The 17109-nt window shown below is 62.0% G+C and carries 19 protein-coding genes; 6 read left to right on the forward strand and 13 right to left on the reverse strand.

Features of this window, described 5'->3' with window-relative positions:
- Positions 1 to 6 precede the first annotated feature (6 nt).
- The 3 genes from V8J81_RS08215 to V8J81_RS08225 form a co-directional block, all read right to left on the reverse strand.
- A complete protein-coding gene (locus V8J81_RS08215) occupies positions 7 to 591 on the reverse strand; it encodes an HNH endonuclease (RefSeq protein ID WP_368477616.1) in 585 nt (194 codons plus the stop codon).
- 187 nt (positions 592 to 778) lie between these two features.
- Positions 779 to 1444, reverse strand: a complete 666-nt coding sequence (locus V8J81_RS08220) for an alpha/beta hydrolase (protein ID WP_368475264.1) — start codon at positions 1442 to 1444, stop codon at positions 779 to 781.
- Positions 1444 to 2082 carry a DNA-3-methyladenine glycosylase family protein gene (locus tag V8J81_RS08225; RefSeq protein WP_368475265.1) on the reverse strand — a complete coding sequence of 213 codons (639 nt, stop codon included), beginning with the start codon at positions 2080 to 2082 and terminating at the stop codon, positions 1444 to 1446. Before V8J81_RS08225 ends, V8J81_RS08220 begins: the two co-directional genes overlap by 1 nt.
- Before the next feature lie 90 nt (positions 2083 to 2172).
- On the opposite strand from V8J81_RS08225, the gene V8J81_RS08230 reads away from it, so the two are divergent.
- On the forward strand, positions 2173 to 3405 hold the full coding sequence (locus tag V8J81_RS08230) for an MFS transporter (protein WP_368475266.1): 1233 nt from the start codon (positions 2173 to 2175) through the stop codon (positions 3403 to 3405).
- A gap of 29 nt (positions 3406 to 3434) precedes the next feature.
- On the opposite strand, the gene V8J81_RS08235 is transcribed toward V8J81_RS08230, so the two are convergent.
- The 6 genes from V8J81_RS08235 to cysS form a co-directional block, all read right to left on the reverse strand.
- A complete protein-coding gene (locus tag V8J81_RS08235) occupies positions 3435 to 4184 on the reverse strand; it encodes a squalene/phytoene synthase family protein (RefSeq protein WP_368475267.1) in 750 nt (249 codons plus the stop codon).
- Positions 4181 to 4906: an SAM-dependent methyltransferase gene (locus tag V8J81_RS08240; protein ID WP_368475268.1), complete on the reverse strand. Its 726-nt coding sequence runs from the start codon at positions 4904 to 4906 to the stop codon at positions 4181 to 4183. The genes V8J81_RS08235 and V8J81_RS08240 overlap by 4 nt, the downstream gene beginning before the upstream one ends.
- Positions 4907 to 4909: 3 nt before the next feature.
- Positions 4910 to 5395, reverse strand: a complete 486-nt coding sequence (locus tag V8J81_RS08245; protein WP_368475269.1) for a hypothetical protein — start codon at positions 5393 to 5395, stop codon at positions 4910 to 4912.
- 32 nt (positions 5396 to 5427) lie between these two features.
- Positions 5428 to 5934, reverse strand: coding sequence for a hypothetical protein (locus V8J81_RS08250; protein ID WP_368475270.1), 507 nt, complete (start codon positions 5932 to 5934; stop codon positions 5428 to 5430).
- The gene (gene cimA, locus V8J81_RS08255) at positions 5931 to 7547 is read right to left on the reverse strand and encodes a citramalate synthase (RefSeq protein ID WP_368475271.1); all 1617 of its coding nucleotides are present in this window, start codon (positions 7545 to 7547) and stop codon (positions 5931 to 5933) included. The genes V8J81_RS08250 and cimA overlap by 4 nt, the downstream gene beginning before the upstream one ends.
- Before the next feature lie 133 nt (positions 7548 to 7680).
- On the reverse strand, positions 7681 to 9021 hold the full coding sequence (gene cysS / locus V8J81_RS08260) for a cysteine--tRNA ligase (protein WP_368475272.1): 1341 nt from the start codon (positions 9019 to 9021) through the stop codon (positions 7681 to 7683).
- Positions 9022 to 9251: 230 nt separating this feature from the next.
- Here cysS and V8J81_RS08265 point away from each other — a divergent pair, with 230 nt between their 5' ends.
- On the forward strand, positions 9252 to 9575 hold the full coding sequence (locus V8J81_RS08265; RefSeq protein ID WP_368475273.1) for an MmcQ/YjbR family DNA-binding protein: 324 nt from the start codon (positions 9252 to 9254) through the stop codon (positions 9573 to 9575).
- Positions 9576 to 9729: 154 nt separating this feature from the next.
- Complete coding sequence (locus tag V8J81_RS08270; RefSeq protein ID WP_368475274.1) at positions 9730 to 10962, forward strand: pyridoxal phosphate-dependent aminotransferase; 1233 nt, start codon at positions 9730 to 9732, stop codon at positions 10960 to 10962.
- 36 nt (positions 10963 to 10998) lie between these two features.
- On the opposite strand, the gene V8J81_RS08275 is transcribed toward V8J81_RS08270, so the two are convergent.
- From V8J81_RS08275 to edd, 3 genes are all read right to left on the reverse strand, one after another.
- Complete coding sequence (locus V8J81_RS08275; RefSeq protein WP_368475275.1) at positions 10999 to 11631, reverse strand: outer membrane protein; 633 nt, start codon at positions 11629 to 11631, stop codon at positions 10999 to 11001.
- A 160-nt stretch (positions 11632 to 11791) separates the two neighbouring features.
- Positions 11792 to 12430, reverse strand: coding sequence for a bifunctional 4-hydroxy-2-oxoglutarate aldolase/2-dehydro-3-deoxy-phosphogluconate aldolase (eda, locus tag V8J81_RS08280; RefSeq protein WP_368475276.1), 639 nt, complete (start codon positions 12428 to 12430; stop codon positions 11792 to 11794).
- A 183-nt stretch (positions 12431 to 12613) separates the two neighbouring features.
- Positions 12614 to 14419 (reverse strand): phosphogluconate dehydratase, encoded by a 1806-nt coding sequence (edd, locus tag V8J81_RS08285; protein WP_368475277.1) that lies wholly within the window; start codon positions 14417 to 14419, stop codon positions 12614 to 12616.
- 160 nt (positions 14420 to 14579) lie between these two features.
- Between edd and V8J81_RS08290 the strand changes: the two genes are divergently transcribed.
- On the forward strand, positions 14580 to 14951 hold the full coding sequence (locus V8J81_RS08290; RefSeq protein WP_368475278.1) for a hypothetical protein: 372 nt from the start codon (positions 14580 to 14582) through the stop codon (positions 14949 to 14951).
- Here the strand turns inward: V8J81_RS08290 and V8J81_RS08295 are convergent.
- Positions 14948 to 15355, reverse strand: coding sequence for a BLUF domain-containing protein (locus V8J81_RS08295; RefSeq protein ID WP_368475279.1), 408 nt, complete (start codon positions 15353 to 15355; stop codon positions 14948 to 14950). The genes V8J81_RS08290 and V8J81_RS08295 overlap by 4 nt on opposite strands.
- Positions 15356 to 15473: 118 nt before the next feature.
- Here V8J81_RS08295 and V8J81_RS08300 point away from each other — a divergent pair, with 118 nt between their 5' ends.
- Both V8J81_RS08300 and V8J81_RS08305 read left to right on the forward strand, forming a co-directional pair.
- Positions 15474 to 16289, forward strand: coding sequence for an AraC family transcriptional regulator (locus V8J81_RS08300; RefSeq protein ID WP_368475280.1), 816 nt, complete (start codon positions 15474 to 15476; stop codon positions 16287 to 16289).
- Positions 16290 to 16346: 57 nt separating this feature from the next.
- Positions 16347 to 17108, forward strand: a complete 762-nt coding sequence (locus V8J81_RS08305) for a hypothetical protein (protein WP_368475281.1) — start codon at positions 16347 to 16349, stop codon at positions 17106 to 17108.
- The last annotated feature ends 1 nt before the right edge of the window (position 17109 follow it).

Here is a 17109-nt window from a genome sequence, read left to right on the forward strand (position 1 = left end):
CCTGCCCTATGCATCCAGCTCGCTGTCCCAGTAGAGGAAATCCATCCAGCTTTCATGGAGGTAATTGGGCGGGAACTTCCGGCCCCTGTTGCGCAACTCCTCCGCGCCCGGCTGTCGCGGCGGTTGGCGCAGCGACAGGCCCGAATGCTTCAGACTGCGCGAGCCTTTGCGCAAATTGCACTTCGAACAGGCCGCGACCACGTTCTCCCAACTCGTCACCCCACCCTTCGCGCGTGGCACGACATGGTCAAACGTCAGATCCCCCTTCGCGCCGCAATACTGGCAGCTGAACTCATCCCGTAGGAACAGGTTGAACCGGGTAAAGGCCACCCGCTTTTGCGGCTTCACATAGTCCTTGAGCACCACAACAGACGGGATCTTGATCGCGGTTGAGGGCGAGTGAACGTAATCCTCATACTCCGCCACGATCTGAACGCGCTCCAGCCAGACGGCCTTCACGGCTTCCTGCCAGGGCCAGAGCGATAGCGGGTAATAGCTAAGCGGGCGGTAGTCCGCATTCAGGACCAGCGCGGGGTTATGGCGCAACGCGCCCGGTTCGCGCACGAAATTGGTCCGAAAGTCGCCGTCGATCCTGTCGGGGGTCACTGCCTGCATAGAGTCCTTCTCCGCCCTGTCTGCCTGTTTGCGGCACCAGAGCGGGAGCCCCCGCTCCTGCCTTTTGGCCACTATATCTAGGCGCGGCCATCCGGCAAGCAAAATAGATACAGTGGTCGTGCAGAAGCGTTAGAGGCTTAGGGCAACGCTTTTATGACGGTGCTCAGCCCGGCAGCTTGTCCCTCAGGAACGCCAACGCCACGCTTAGCCCATCGGGCGCAATGCCGTGAGCCGTGCCCTTCATGATATGGGCGTAAACCTCTTCCCAGCCTGCGTTCTGCAGCCCTTCCGCCGCTTCGGGCAGCGATTGCGGCGGCACCACGTCATCCGCGTCACCATGGATCAGCAGCACCGGCGGGCGCACGACAACCTCATCGACAAGGCTTTCAGGCTCCAACAGACGGCCCGAGAAACCGACAACGCCTGCAAAGGCCTCATCCCGGCGCGGGGCGACGTGAAGGCTCATCATCGTGCCTTGGCTGAAGCCCACGAGGGCTGTCTCAGCGGCCGTCACGCCATTCTCCGCCATGACATGGTCGAGAAACCCGTTGAGGTCGTGCACGGCGCGTTCCATGCCCTCGGCGGCGACCTCCTCAGACGATCCGTCGATCCAGGGGATTGGAAACCATTGAAATCCCATTGGATTCATCACCGAACGTTCCGGCGCGTCGGGGGCCGCAAAGACCGTATCCGGCAGATGCTCGGCCAAGGGATCAGCCAGCCCCAGCAGGTCTCCACCATCCGCACCGTAGCCATGCAGGAAGATCACGAGGCTTTTTGTATCGCCCGAATGTGAGCCCTTGGTTTTGTAGTCCAGCGTCCGCACCATCAAAGCGCCCCTTCGCGTTTGGTCTTTTCCCGGTAGTAGGCCCAGAGCGCGCGGGCGGCAATGGCCCGGACGGGGCTCCAAGCCCCGGCCATATCGTGCATTTCGCGTTCATTCGGGCGCGCGGGCAGGTCAAACAGCAGCTTCGCGCCTTCTTGAAGGGCAAGATCACCTGCGGCGAAGACATCCGTGTGGCCAAGCGCAAACTTTGCGTAAATCTCCGCTGTCCAACGCCCGATCCCGGTGATTGCGGTTAGCGTTTCAACGACAGCCTCCGTTTCCACTTCGCGCAACGCTACATAGTCAATCCGTGCGCGCGCGAGGGCATGGGCGTAGCGTACTTTCGGGCGAGACAAGCCGCAGGCGCGCAAATCCTCCTCACTGGATGCGGCGACTGCCGACTCCTCGCAGAGTTTGGCCTCTTGCAGACGCGCCCAGATCGCGGCGGCAGAGGCGGTGGAGACCTGCTGGCCAACGATGGCCTGCAACAAAGCGGCGAAGCCATCCGCCCGCCTTCGCAACGGTAAAGGCCCGGGAATGCGGGAAAATCTGGGTTCCAGCCGCAGCAAATGCGCGCGCCCCAAAGCGACATCGGCCTCGGTCACGATCCGGTCTGGCACGGACGATTCCCTGTCTTCCACTGGTTCCAAATACTCAAAATCCCCGGTTGGCTCGAAACGTGACATCGGCGTCTCTGGACCCCGTCTGCCAAACCCTATACCGCTCAACCCATGGTCGAAAGCACGCAATCCCTTCCCACATCAGACGACAGCCGCGCCAAGCGGAATGTTGTGGTTCTGGTGCTCGCGCAGGCTCTTTTGGGCGCGCAGATGCCGATGATTTTTGTCGTTGGCGGGTTGGCGGGTTTGATGATTTCGCCGAACCCAGCCTTGGCGACGATCCCGATTTCGCTGATCGTTTTCGGCTCCATGACGACTGCACCCTGGCTATCGGCGCTGATGCAGCGTTACGGGCGTACCGTTGGCTTCTACATCGGAGCAGCTGGCGGGGCGACCGGGGCGGCGGTATCTGCTTTAGGGCTTTGGATCGACAGCTTTCCGATATTCCTCGTTGGGTCGTACCTAACCGGTATCTACATGAGCGCGCAGGGCTTTTATCGCTTTGCGGCCACCGATACGGCGTCTGACAGCTTCCGGCCCAAGGCGATTTCCTACGTCATGGCAGGCGGATTGTTGTCCGCCTTTGTCGGCCCGCAACTGGTAAAGGCCACGTCAGAGGCGACCGTGATCCCGTTCCTTGGCACGTATGCTGCCGTGATTGTCATCAACGTGGTCGGCGCGGCCCTTTTTGCATTCCTTGACCTGCCCAAGCCTGAACCCGTCGCCGCAGACGCGCCGCGCGGGCGGAGCCGGTTGGAATTGCTGAAAGATCCAAAGATCGTCGTAGCGATGATCTGCGGGGCGGTCAGCTATTCGCTGATGAACCTGATGATGACGTCGACACCTCTGGCCGTTGTCGGGTGCGGGTTCACAACAGGCAACGCAGCGGACGTCGTTTCCGCCCATGTGATCGCAATGTTCGCGCCGTCCTTCTTCACGGGCCATCTGATTGCACGGTTCGGCACCACCAAGATCGTCGCAACCGGCCTCGTCCTACTTGCCGCTGCCGGTGTCGTGGCGATGACAGGCGTTGAGTTATTTCAGTTTTTCGCAGCCCTCATCTTGTTGGGATTGGGATGGAATTTCGGCTTCATCGGTGCCACGGCCATGCTGACGCAAGCCCACAAGCCTGAAGAACGCGGCGCGGTTCAGGGGATGAACGACTTTGTAGTGTTCGGCTGTGTGACCATCGCCTCGCTCAGTTCTGGAGTGCTGATGCATTCGGGTGGTGAAGACGTTGTGGCCGGCTGGACCAGCGTCAATCTGGCAATGGCCCCGTTCCTGGTGCTCGCGGGTGCGGCCCTGATTTATCTGGCGATGAAACCGGCAGCGCGCACCGTCTGACATTCGTAATCGGCACGCGTTGTGCGGCCCTAGAGACGATCTGTCATTGTGGCACGGATAAGGGCCCACCGTTCAGCCAACGGGCTGCCTTCCAGCCGTCCCTCCGCCACCGCCATGGGATCGCGCGACGCACGCGTTAAAATTGCGCGCGCTTGAACGGCCTCGAACAAGGCAGCTGATGCGTTCTGAGCCAGTTTGGGCATGTGGCGCGGCAGGGCGGCAAGTGCGTCCGTTGCGAGTGCGGCGATGGCTTCCGGGCGGCCGTCCACCAGGGGCAGACGCCCGCGTGCCTCAAGTTCAGGCACGGCGATCAGATACCGAGCGAGGCCTGATGCATAACCAACGGCGCGCACCGCGTCAGTGATTGTGCCGCCAAGGGCCGAAACCCCCACCTCTATCAGACCTGCACCTGTCCGCTCGATATACTCAAGAAAGTGCGCTTCATCCTCGAAGGCGTCCTTGTAAATGTCCCAACGGCGCGCCGCGACGAGCTGGTCTAGCCGCCCTGCCCCTTCGGCGTCCAGAAAGCCTAACGCATCGACAACCTCATGCCGGCGGCCCCTGCCCTCGGCCACTTCTTCCAAAGCATCTCGCCACCATTGCAGGCGCATCTCGGCGATCATCGGTTCTTCGGTGAGCCAGGGCGCGCGGCTGACTTCGATGTTGAAGGCATAAAGCGGCAGAAGCACCTCTCGCGCCGCCAAGGGCGCAGCCATGGCCGCACGAAACCGGCGCGGGTCGCCGCGGGCAACCAGATCTGCGCAGGCCTGAACGCTCATTGCTTTGGTTTGACGACCGACAGCAGATAGCCCGTTTCGGCCTTGTGTTTGCGCCAGGCCTCAATCTCGGCAGCATGTTCATCAAGCGCCGCGATCAGCGCCTCATCCGCGCCGCGCCGCAGCTTGGAGATGCGGTCTTCCATCGGGCGATAATAGCTTTCCCACGCGATGTCGGAAATCACGCGGGTGGCCAATGTATCGTATCCCGCAGCCTCAACCTGCGCCGCGATGCCATCGGAGTCGGTCAGGCGTTCATAGCCCTCCCACATGGAAATGGCCCCGTCCGAGGGCGTGTCAGTGAACAGGCACGGCTCGGAGAATGCAATCGCGCCACCTTCGGCCAAGGCCCGGCGCCAGCCTTTCAGGGCCGCCTCGATGCCCACGAAATAGACCGCACCGGCGCACCAGATGAAGTCAAATGGGCCTTCCGGGCCAAGGTAATCGCCGGTGAGCAACGTGACACGGTCGTCCTTTCCCCAACGCCCCTGCGCGGCCTCGATAAAGCCTTCGTGCTTGTCGATGGCCGTGACATGACCGCGCGCAGCCACCCGCAGGAGCGCGCCGATATCGCCACCGGGTCCGGAGGCCGCGTCGAGGATATTGGCGCGCGACGTGACCCCGGCGACCTCAGCCGCCCAAGCGACATCCGCCGTCTCGCCCGGCCCTTCGCGGGGCAGGTCGGCGTGGATGGTGAAGAAAATCTCGGGGTCAATGAAGCTCATGGATCACCAGTTGTGAAAACATGGGGCATAAACCCCTTCGGCGGCGCCGTCGATATAGGATCGTGTCGGGTTCACGACGGTGGAGGCTGTGGTTGCAAAGATCGCATCGAGGGTTTGGGCCACGGGATTTCGCGCGCAGGAGCCTTCGAACACAATTGAGGAGCCGTCATCGTATCGAACCACGATGGTGTCCCGCCAGCCGTCATCGCATTGGGCCAAAAGATCGGCGGGCATATCGCCCTCGTAGCGGATCAACTGGCTGAGCATTTCTTGCGCGAACCCGGGGTCCTGCCATTCCGTCAGGCGGGTGCGTTCCTCGCTCGAGTTAGGGCTGTCGATACGCAGAGCACGGCCATCGAGATCGTGCAGAAAGCCAGAAACTCCTTCAGCCTCAGACCCGCGCGAATAGCAGACAGACATCATGTCTTGCGCGAAGGAGGCTGTGGGAAGGGCAGTTGCGAGAGCGGCGGCAAAGACAAGGTATTTCAAGGCAAAATCCTTTTTGGAATTGCGATAACGGATCACTGCAGCGCGCGGCAGATATCGCGGAGCGCCGGGACCACGGTGCCGGTCCATGCGCGGGCATCTTCACCGGACGGGTCGCCTGTTGCTGCAATCAGCGTATCGTTGAGGTCCAGCAGGGCCTGCGTGGTGCATGGCGCGTCATAGCGCAGCGGCTCTGCACCCATTTGCCGAACGGCGATGGAGACAGGGCCGAGCGCATCGTCCGCGCATTCACTGGCCTCTGGAGCGGCGGGCATGGCGGCGAGGCCCGGCAGAAGCGCGAGGATCATGTCATTGAATGCCCCGTCGGGCAGCGTGACCGTCTGGCTTTCCATCGCGGCCCCGTCCCCCTCGGGCGGCAGGGCCATGACCAAGGCGCTGTCGTCTGCGCCGTAAACGGCGACTTGGGTCCAGCTTCCGTTGCCCCCCACCGAGAAACAGATCAAATCCGCCCCACCCGCAGTTTGCGCCTGTGCCGTAAGGGGCAGAAGGCACAGCAATGCGGCGGGCAGGTTGCGGATCAAGGTGTGGCACCCTCTTGGACGAGTTTCCATGTCACCGCATCCAACAGCGCCTCGAAACTCGCGTCAACGATGTTGGCAGAGACGCCGACCGTCGACCAACGCCTGCCGGTGCTGTCTTCGCTGTCGATGATGACGCGGGTCACAGCCTCGGTCCCGCCTTGGGTGATGCGGACCTTGAAGTCGACCAGACGGATGTCTTCGATCAGGCTCTGGTACGGGCCGAGGTCCTTGGCGAGCGCCTTGGCCAGCGCGTTCACCGGGCCACGGTCTGACCCGGTTTCATCCAGCGACTCCGATACCGACAGCTTCTTGTCGTCGCCGATTTTCACGACAACGACGGCCTCGGACAAGCTGACCATCCGGTCGTATTTGTTCTTCCGGCGTTCGACGGTGACTTTGTAGCGCTTCACCTCGAAGAAGTTCGGCAGCAGGCCAAGCGCGCGACGGGCGAGGAGCTCAAACGAGGCGTGCGCAGTGTCGAAGCTGTAGCCCTGATCCTCGCGCGCTTTGATGTCGTCGAGGATCTGGGCCAGCGCAGGATTGCCTTTCTCGACGTCCAGCCCCGCATCGGCGAGCCGCTTGCGCAGGTTGGATTGACCGGCCTGATTGGACATCGGGATGATGCGTTCATTCCCGACGGTCGCGGGGTCGATGTGTTCGTATGTGGCCGGATTCTTGACGATAGCCGAGGCGTGAAGACCCGCCTTATGGGCGAAGGCCGAGGCGCCGACATAGGCCGCTTGTCGGAAGGGCACGCGATTGAGGATGTCATCAAGCATTCGCGACGTGCGCGTCAGGCTTTCGAGTTTTTCGACAGCGATGCCGGTCTCGAATTGGCTTTTGTAAGGCTCTTTCAGCAGCAGCGTCGGGATCAGCGTGGTGAGATTGGCGTTGCCGCAGCGCTCCCCCAGCCCGTTCAGCGTGCCCTGGATCTGCCGCGCGCCTGCGTCCACGGCGGCGAGGCTGCCTGCGACCGCCGTTTCGGTGTCGTTGTGGGTGTGAATGCCGAGGCTGTCGCCGGGGATGCCGGCGGCGATGACAGCCTTGGTGATCTCGTGGATTTCATGGGGCAGCGTGCCGCCGTTTGTGTCGCACAACACGACCCAGCGCGCGCCCGCGTCATGGGCTGCTTTGGCGCAACGGATCGCGTAATCGGGGTTGGCTTTGTAGCCGTCGAAGAAGTGTTCCGCGTCGAAAAGTGCTTCACGGCCCTGGGCGACCAGATGAGCGATGGAGTCGCGAATGTTTTCGACATTCTCGTCGAGCGTGATGCCAAGGGCGTCGGTGACGTGGAAGTCGTGGGATTTGCCGACAAGGCAGACCGTGCCCGTGCCCGCATTCAGGACGGCGGCGAGGACATCGTCGTTCTCAGCCGAGCGGCCTGCCCGCTTGGTCATGCCGAAGGCGGTCATCCGGGCGGCGGCTTTGGGGGCGTCGTCGAAGAAGGCGCTGTCGGTCGGGTTCGCGCCGGGCCAGCCGCCTTCGATGTAATCGAGGCCGAGGGTGTCGAGCGCTTGGGCGATGCGGACTTTCTCTGGCGTTGAGAACTGCACGCCCTGGGTCTGCTGGCCATCGCGCAGGGTGGTGTCGTAGAGGAAAAGGCGGTCGGTCATTGTATGATCCCGGCTGGTGTCTTGTGGCCATGGCCGGGTCGCTTGCGGCCCGGCCAGCCCCCGTCCGCCCCCCCGGGCGGGGGCTTTACCCCCACCCGCGGCCGGGGGCTGTCCTTCTGTAAAGGATACATCATCACATCCCCTCCAGCTTGGCAGCGTCAAAGTCAGGGCCCGGCAACAGCTCCACCCCGGCCTTCGACATGCGCACCTCGACGCCTGCGTCGAGCAGAGCTTTCTTCAGAGCGTCAACTTCCGAGAAATCCTTGCTTTCCATCGCGACCGTGCGCGCTTCGCGCAGGCGATCTTCATATAGCGAAAGATCGACATCCGAAGTAGCGGCCCAATCTGGCGCCACGCCCTTCCAGAGGCCCATCATCGACAGAGCCGCGCCCAGTTCCGCGCCTTCGAGTTTGTACATTTCGGTCAGCGCGGCATGGGTGTTCAGATCATCGGCGAGCGCCTCGACAACGGGCGAAGGTACCTGCCCCCCCGGTTCGGCGGAGGCGTACCACTTGCGCAGCGTTTTTTCAGCCTCTTCCCGCTTCTTCTCGGTCCAGTCCATCGGCTTGCCGTAATGTGTGCCAAGGAACACCATGCGGATCACCTCACCCGGCACGCCTTGGTCCAGCAAATCGCGCACGGTGAAGAAGTTGCCCAAGCTCTTGGACATCTTCTTGCCCTCGACCTGCAACATCTCATTGTGCAGCCAGATGCGTGCGAAGCCGTGGCCCGCTGCGCAGCTTTGCGCGACCTCGTTTTCGTGGTGCGGGAACAGCAGGTCCGCGCCACCGGCGTGGATGTCGAACTCTTCCCCCAGAATGGCGTGGCTCATGGCGGAGCATTCGATGTGCCAGCCGGGCCGGCCCCTGCCCCATGGGCTGTCCCAGCCGGGGATGTCGTCGGTTGAGGGCTTCCATAGCACGAAGTCCATCGGGTCTTCTTTGTAGGGTGCCACCTCAACCCTTGCGCCCGCGATCATGTCATCAACCGAGCGGCCCGACAGTTTGCCATATTCCGCGAAGGAGCGGACGCGGAAGAGGACATGGCCGTCCCGTGCATATGCATGATCCTTGGCAATGAGGTCTTCAATGAAGGTCACCATCTCCGCGATGTATTCGGTGGCGCGGGGCATATGGTTGGGCTCAAGCACGCCGAGGGCGCCCATATCATCAAGGTACCATTGCGCCGTCTCGGCGGTGATATCGCCGATCGGGCGGCCCGTTTCCGCGGCGCGCGCGTTTATCTTGTCGTCCACATCGGTGAAATTGCGCACGAAGGTCACGTTTTCGGGGCCGTAGACATGGCGCAGGAGCCGAAAGAGCTGGTCAAACGCCACCGCCGAGCGCGCATTGCCGATATGGGCGCGGTCGTAAACCGTCGGCCCACACAGATACATGGAAACCGTGCCCGGCACGATCGGATCGAGCCGCTCCATCTGACGGGTCTTGGAGTTCTTCAGAGTTATGTCGGCCATGGGTCGGAGGCTTTCAATGCGCGTGGGTCGGAGAAGGCGGGTCCGGCCTAGCAGCTTGCGATTGTGTTGAAAACCACGACTGACCGGCCCGCTGGATTAGCGGGGAATGCAGATACAAATGATGCAAATGCAACGGGTCATACGGTATCGAATACCATGGCATGCCCTGCGCCGACAAGTCGCTGATCATTTCATGTGCAATTTAAAAACTTCGCGTGTAGCGTGCGTTCATGCGGGAGCTCTTCGTAGATAGATACTGTGGCGCTCTGCTAGACACGGAGCGTACGACGCCCTTCGGCGAGGACACGATCGTGTGGACGGTCCGTGGGCATATGTTTGCTGCATATGCGATCGGGGGCGAAGGCGTCTCGGTCAGAATGAGCGGCAAGATCGAGGCGCAACAGATGGTTGGCCAGGGCCGCGCGACATCGCCTGATTATTTGCGTGGCGGCGGTTGGGTTCTGTTGCCGTGGGACACCCCATTTGATGAATTGCGCAGCAGGATCAACAAAAGCTACCGGCTTGTCCGGGACGACGGCAATCGCGAAAGTTGAGGGTTTGCACCGTCGCCGAGAGTAGCTTTCCGAGGGGAAAATCGGGAGCGTGCAGCTCGCACAGTTCAAAGCTGGACCGGATATGTAAGGCTACGCGAGCGGGTTTTTCGCATTTTACGGAACGAAGATGGCGGGTTGCGCCTGAGCCTCTGGCATGGCCATTTGCGGCCTGCAACGTGCAATCAAGGAGGGCCACGCCATGCCCGGGCTGTCGAAACGGATCACGCATTTGACTGGTGGGGGTGATGATGGCTGGGGCCTGTTTTACGAGGCCCGCAGACGAAAATCGGCGGGAGCACCGATCCTTGAATTGACCATTGGCGAGCATGATGTGCGCACGGATCCGGCCATTCTGGATGCGATGCACGCGGCCGCGAAAGGCGGCCATACTGGCTATGCCGCCGTTCCCGGTATTGAGCCATTGCGGCGCGCTGTTGCTGCGCGGCTGAGTGAAAGCAGTGGGGTCCAACATGAGGCAGAGAACGTGCTGGTCACCCCGGGTGGTCAAGCGGCCTTGTTTGCGGCTCATCATGCGGCTTGCGATGAGGGGGATAAGGCGCTTTTGGTCGACCCCTATTACGCGACCTATCCCGGCACGATCCGGGGTGTTGGGGCGCGGCCCGTCCCGGTCGCGGCACGGCCCGAAGACGGATTTCAGCCGAGGGAAAGCGATCTGGCAGTAGCAGCTGTTGGCGCGTCTAGCCTTTTGATCAATTCACCCAACAATCCGACCGGCGCAGTATACACAGACGTAACGTTGGAGGGCATCGCGCGGGTCGCGGAGGCCCATGACCTTTGGGTCATCTCGGATGAGGTTTACGACAGTCAGGTTTGGGACGGGGCACACCGCCCCTTTGCGAGTTTGCCGGGAATGTTCGCGCGGACACTGACAGTTGGATCACTATCTAAGAGCCATGCGATGACGGGCTCACGCCTTGGATGGGTCGCCGGGCCGCGAGAGGCAATTGCTCATCTGGAAAACCTGGCCACCCACACGACCTACGGCGTGCCGGGCTACATCCAGGAGGCGGGACATTTTGCGCTGGAGCGAGGCGCGACGGCTGAGGCAGAGGTGGCAGCACCGTTTCGGCGACGGCGGGACATGGTTCTGGCGCGGCTGGAGGGGCAACAGGCGTTGCACGCAATCCCGCCGGCAGGGGCGATGTATGTGATGCTGGACGTGCGGGCGACGGGCTTGAGCGGGCAAGCGTTCGGTGCGGGCCTGTTGGACGAAGAAGAGGTCGCGATCATGCCGGGCGAGAGCTTTGGACAGGCTGCCGCAGGGCATATCCGCGTCGCCCTGACCCTGCCGGATGATCTGTTTGAAGAGGCGTTGGATCGCCTCTTTGCCTATGCCGGGCGCCAAATGGAAAAGGCCCACGCATGAAGCGCGGGCCTTTGTGGTGTTAATCAATCGACGGGATCAGAAGCGGAAGGCCGCGTTGATGCCGAAGGTTGTTGCCGAGATGTCGAGATCCGTGCCGAGACCGGTGGACGTGAAGCCCTCGAACTCATGTTGCAGGATTTCGGCACCGAGCACGATCTGATCGGTCACGAGGTAATCGACGCCTGCGCCGAAGAAGTAACCGTTGTCGGTGTCTTCCACACCGGCAAGCGTCGCGGTGGCTTGCGCCAGACCAGCCGTACCGTAGATCAGCGCCGGGCCAGCGTCGTAGCCGGCCTCGATACCTGCACGAAGGACGGAGTCGAGCGTGCCAGCAGCGGCACCGGCCGGTGTTGTGAGATCAATATCGGCCAAGTTGTAATCAATTTCGCCACCCACAACGAAGTCGCCAAAGTCAAAGCGGTAGCCGCCGAAAACGCCGTAAAGCGCGTCATCGCCTGCCGCTGCCTCGGCTCCGGTGGCCGCAAGGTCTGCGGTCACGTCGCCGTATTCGAGTTGCACACCACCGTAGAAGCCAGACCAGTCATAGCCGATCGGGGCCGGTGCCGGAGCAACCGGGGCGGGGGCGGGTGCGGCGGGTTCAACATAACCGCCAGCCGTGGCCGCGAAGGGGAGGAGGGCCATGGTGCCTGCAAGAACTGCAATTTTCATCTGTCGGATCCTTTTGTTCCGTGTCGTGGTTCCGTTGGTCCAACGCGATCTGTGCGCGGTGGTTCCGAACCGACAGATAGGGAGCCCGCACAGGTTTGCACTTCACGACGTCGTGGGGTGCAATTTGACGGCCAAAAGCCGCCGAGCAGACCTGCAGGGATCAGCGAAGCGTTGCCGCGTCCGCCGCGAGCCGCTTGATTTCAGCCCAGTCGCCCTTAGCGACCGCATCTTTCGGCGCGACCCATGACCCGCCTGCGCAGATCACGTTGGGCAGGCTGAGATACTCCAATGCGTTGGACGGCGACACACCCCCGGTCGGGCAGAACGCGACCTGTGGGATCGGTGCGCCGATGGCCTTGAGCGCGGGCGCGCCGCCATTGGCCTCGGCCGGGAAAAACTTCAGCATGTCAAAGCCTTGATCGTAGAGGGCCATGACCTCGGTCGCGGTGGCCGCGCCTGGCAGCAGAGGCAGTTCGTTGGCAATGCAGGCGTCGATCAGCTTTTGCGTCGCGCCCGGTGAGACACCGAAGCGCGCGCCTGCAGCTTTTGCCTGTTCGACGTCGGTGGGCGTCAGCAAGGTCCCTGCCCCCACGACCCCGCCATCAACGGTGGCCATTTCCCGGATCACGTCGAGGGCCGCGTCTGTGCGCAGCGTGACTTCGAGGGCGGGCAAGCCCCCGTCGACCAACGCCTGAGCAAGCGGAGCGGCTTGGGCCGCGTCCTCGACCACGAGCACCGGGATGATTGGGGCGAGGCCCGCGATCCGGCGCGCTTCGTTGGATTGGGCTTGAGGCATCATGGGATTGGTCTTTCGTTTTATCAGGGTTTGCGCCCGCTTCGCGGTCGCAGGAGCAGATTTTTTGGGAAAAATCTGGGGCGACACAGGGCGCCGTGTGGGTGGACGTGGGAACCGGTTGCGCGGTTTGAGAGGGTCGGAGCCTCCGGCAGAGGTTTTCCTGGCAAGATGAAAGACCGGAGGCGTCTAGACAACCACCCCGGCGCCCGCCGTTGCGGGGCCTGCGGTTTGGCGGAAGATTTCGAACATCTCACGGCCTACGCCATGGGCGTTGGCGGAAAGGTCGGGTTGTGCGGCGGGGCGGTCGGCGACGCCTTCAGTCAAAACGTTGAGCGTGCCGGATTTCGCGTCAACGCGGATCATGTCACCGTTCTGGACCTTGCCGATCAGGCCGCCATCGAGCGCTTCGGGGGCGACGTGGATGGCAGCAGGCACTTTGCCCGACGCGCCGGACATGCGCCCATCGGTGACAAGCGCCACCTTATGGCCCCTGCCCTGTAGCACCGACAGGACCGGCGTGAGGTTGTGCAATTCCGGCATGCCATTGGCCTTGGGGCCCTGGAAGCGGACGACAACGACCACATCACGGTCAAGATCGCCGTTCTGGAACGCCGCTTTGACGTCGGCTTGGGAGTGGAAGACGGCCGCGGGCGCTTCGATGATGTGGCGTTCGGGATCGACGGCGGAGACTTTCATCACGCCGAGGCCGAGATTGCCGGAGAGTTCCTTTAGGCCGCCGGTGGGTTGGAACGGGTCGGCCGGCGCGCGGAGGATCTTTTCGTTCAGGCTATCGGTGGGGCCGTCGCGGTAGGCCACGGCTCCGTCCTTCAGGACCGGCTCCTGACGGTAGAGGTCAAGCCCCTCGCCGGCGGCGGTTTTCACATCGCCATGCATCAGGCCCGCATCGAGCAACTTGCCAATCATGTATTGTAGGCCGCCCGCCGCGTGGAAGTGATTCACGTCGGCAAGACCGTTGGGGTAGACGCGTGCCATCAGGGGCGTCGTGTCGGATATGTCGTTGAAATCGCGGCATTCGAGGATCACGCCTGCGGCGCGGGCCATGGCGATCAGGTGGATCACCAGATTGGTGGAGCCGCCCGTGGCCATCAGGCCCACAAGACCGTTCACAAAGGCCTTTTCGTCGAGGATATCGGCGACCGGCGTATATTCATTGCCTAAGCCTGTGATTTGGGCCGCGCGTTCTGTGGCGGCAACAGTCAGCGCCTCTCGCAGGGGGGTGCCGGGGTTCACGAAGCTCGCGCCCGGCATATGCAGGCCCATGAATTCCATCAGCATCTGGTTGGAATTGGCCGTGCCGTAGAAGGTGCAGGTGCCGGGGCCGTGGTAGGAGGCCATTTCGGCCTTCATCAGCTCTTCCCGGCCGATATTGCCCTTGGCGAATTCCTGACGGACTCGGGCTTTTTCGTCGTTCGGCAGGCCGGAGACCATGGGGCCTGCGGGCACAAAGAGGCCGGGCAGATAGCCGAAGGTGGCGGCCGCGATCACAAGGCCGGGGACGATCTTGTCACAGACGCCCAGATAGAGGGCCGAGTCGAAGGTGTTATGGCTGAGCGCCACGCCCGCCGCCAATGCGATCACATCGCGGGAGAAGAGCGAGAGTTCCATCCCCACCTGGCCTTGCGTGACACCATCGCACATCGCAGGCACGCCGCCCGCGACTTGCGCCGTGGCCCCTGCCCCGCGCGCGGCCTCCTTGATAATGTCCGGGTAATCCTTGAACGGCTGATGCGCCGAAAGCATGTCGTTATAGGCTGTGACGATCCCGATATTAGGCGCGCGTTCCGCGACTAGCGCGTCCTTGTCGGCCCCCATCGCGGCGTAGGCATGGGCCTGGTTGCCACAGGTCAGATGGGCCCGGCGTGGGCCCGCCTCAGCCAGTTGGCGCATGCGGTCAAGATAAGGTTCCCGCGTCGGGCGGGAGCGTTCGATGATGCGGTCGGTGACTTCTGCAATACGGGCGTCGAGGGGCATTTGCGCACTCTTCCTGCTGGCAAGCGTTTCAATTTGGCCTCGCCCTAACATGTTAGCGCTAACACGTCCATGCGAAAACCGGACAATGTGATGCCTTTTGCCGCCATGCGACCATGGGTCTGCACAAATGCCGACACAAAGCGCAATCATCGCATGAGCCATGATTGACGCGACCCTGCCCCGATTGCGTGCGATGCGCACCGGCCCGCTGCATCCCCGCGGGATGGCCGAAGCAATCCTGTACGTCTCGCTTGGGATTATCGCCGTGCCGGTCGGTGGAACGGCGGAAATCGTCTTGCTCTATGGCGAAGTGACACCGCTTGTAGCCCTGCCGCCAAACCCATCGATCTTTCACACCGCGACGCTGCTTTTGCTTTTCGCAGGCTACCGTCTGATCCTGCCCGCGCGGTGGGATATGAGCCTTGCTATGGGGGCGGGTTTTGCCGCCATGGCCCTGCTGGAAACGCGGCTGGCCGAGGCCTTTCCCCATGTCTGGATGAAGATTTACGAGCTTGCACTGTATTTGTGTTAGGCGGCCCCAGAATGACGCTTGGCGATGGCGTTGAATACAGCGTGAAAGTCATCCGCCCCTGCCTGATCAAGCGCGCCCTCTGCCACCTGCCCCTCGGACCAGGCCCAGGAATGCGCCGGGTCGTGCAGCATATCCCAGTCTGAGAACAGGCGCGTGTCCGAGGGGGCGTCGTAACGCGTGATCACTTCAACATGGCGGTCATCGCGGGCGATACGCTCCAACGTGTTGCGGACCGCGCCATCATTGCCTTCGAGGAATTGAAGATAGACATCCCGGCGACACACCAACGCGCCCGTTATGCCGTCACGCTTGTTGCAGCGCCGCGCATCGGCCAGCAGCCCGTTGAGGAGGTTCGCATCGTAGCCAAACGGTGTGGACGAATAGATGATCTGGGTGACACTCATGGGCGCGCTCCACTGACGGATGGGCGACCTTAGACTGAAGGCGGTGCGAAAGTCACATACGATCAAGCGCGTGTTCGATTGGACTGGCTAAACAGGGCGCATTGCAACGGAGAGAGCCATGGCGTTGATGAACCGACTGATCTGGCAGATCGAAGCCCACCTTGATGAGGCGCTGACCCTTGCCGATCTGGCGGATCGGTGTGGAGTAAACGTGCATCACATGTGCCGGGCGTTTCAGCAGGCGACCGGATTGTCGATCATGTCCTACATCCGTGCGCGGCGGCTGACACGGGCCGCGCGTGAGATGGCAGGTGGAGAGGCGGACATTCTGAGCGTCGCGCTGGAGGCGGGCTATGGCTCTCACGAGGCATTTACGCGGGCCTTTGTGGCTTATCTGGGGGTGCGGCCCTCAGACGTCAAAAAGACGCGTGATCTGAGTGACTTGAAGCTTATGGAGCCTTTGGAAATGGATAAATCAATGCTTGTGGATGTGGCAGAACCCGAGATACGGGAACACGCCCCCTTTCGCGTGGTGGGCCTTGGCACGGATGTACGCGGGTTCGACATCAGCGCAGTGCCCGGCCTTTGGCAGAGCTTTGCGCAGCGCTATCTGGAAATCGGGCCGCCCGGCGTGACCTACGGGGTCAGCTATGACATCGGTGAGGCTGGCGATTTCCACTACATGGCCGGGATGGAAGGGCCGAACGTGCCCGACGGCATGAAGACGGTCGATATCCCCGGTGGGCGCTATGCGGTGTTTACCCATAAGGGCGGGATCGGGGATTTGCCGAAGACGATCTATTCGATCTGGAACCGCGCGCTGCCTGATGCAGGTTTGGAGCCCGCGATTGCGCCGGAATTCGAGCGGTATGATGAGCGGTTCGACCCGGTGACTGGGCGCGGCGAGGTGGAAATCTGGATTCCTCTCTCCTAACGTGATCCATGCCCGGCTACGATTTCGTCGGGCATTGACCAAAGAAGCGTAAAAACGATGGCTGGTTTTTTCGGAAGACTGTTTTCCAAGCGATCTGCGAAAGACGGAAGCCGATCGGCGTCCAAGGCAAAAGCGCTGTTCACGTCAAAAGGCGAAGTCCAGCTTGAGCCAAAAGCGAAAGGGCAACCCGCCTCTGTCGATGCAAGGGCCGCGCAAATTCAGGCCACCAAGACGCAAATCCGGTACTGGCAAATAAGATGGCATGACCTGTTCGATGCCGATCAGAGTTTGATTGCCGCCGGAGAGTTTGAGCGCCCCGCCCCCCTGCCCGAGCGGGAAGATCTGGATTTCCGCCTGATCTTTGGCCTTCGCCAAGCCGAACTTGCCACCCGGGAAGCCTGTTTCGCGCCGTTTCCGAATGGGGAAGAGATGGCGGCGCGCTTTGACCAGTTTCTCACCTCTCCGTTAGAACTGTTGTCGGAGCAGGAGGCGCGCGCGGGCGTGGCCGAGATTGCGCAGATGCTGCCTGCGATGGACCCACATGAAGAGGTCAATTTCGCCAAGATCACGGTGATCGACTGCGATACGCAGGAGGGAATGGACGCCCTGCGCAAGACGGATAACCTGACATACACGTTGGAGAACACGCCCGTTCATCCCTACGGTTCACAGAATTCTACCGCTGTCGCAGCCCGTGTGTTTCTGACCGAACCCCTCTATGCATCGGCCGGGAACTATTACCATCTGCGCGATTGGGTCACGGGCGCGATGTTCGATCCGCGTTGGGACGCATTGCAGGGGATCTTGTACCGGCTTTGAC

The organism is Gymnodinialimonas sp. 202GB13-11 (assembly GCF_040932485.1).
Taxonomy (GTDB): domain Bacteria; phylum Pseudomonadota; class Alphaproteobacteria; order Rhodobacterales; family Rhodobacteraceae; genus Gymnodinialimonas; species Gymnodinialimonas hymeniacidonis.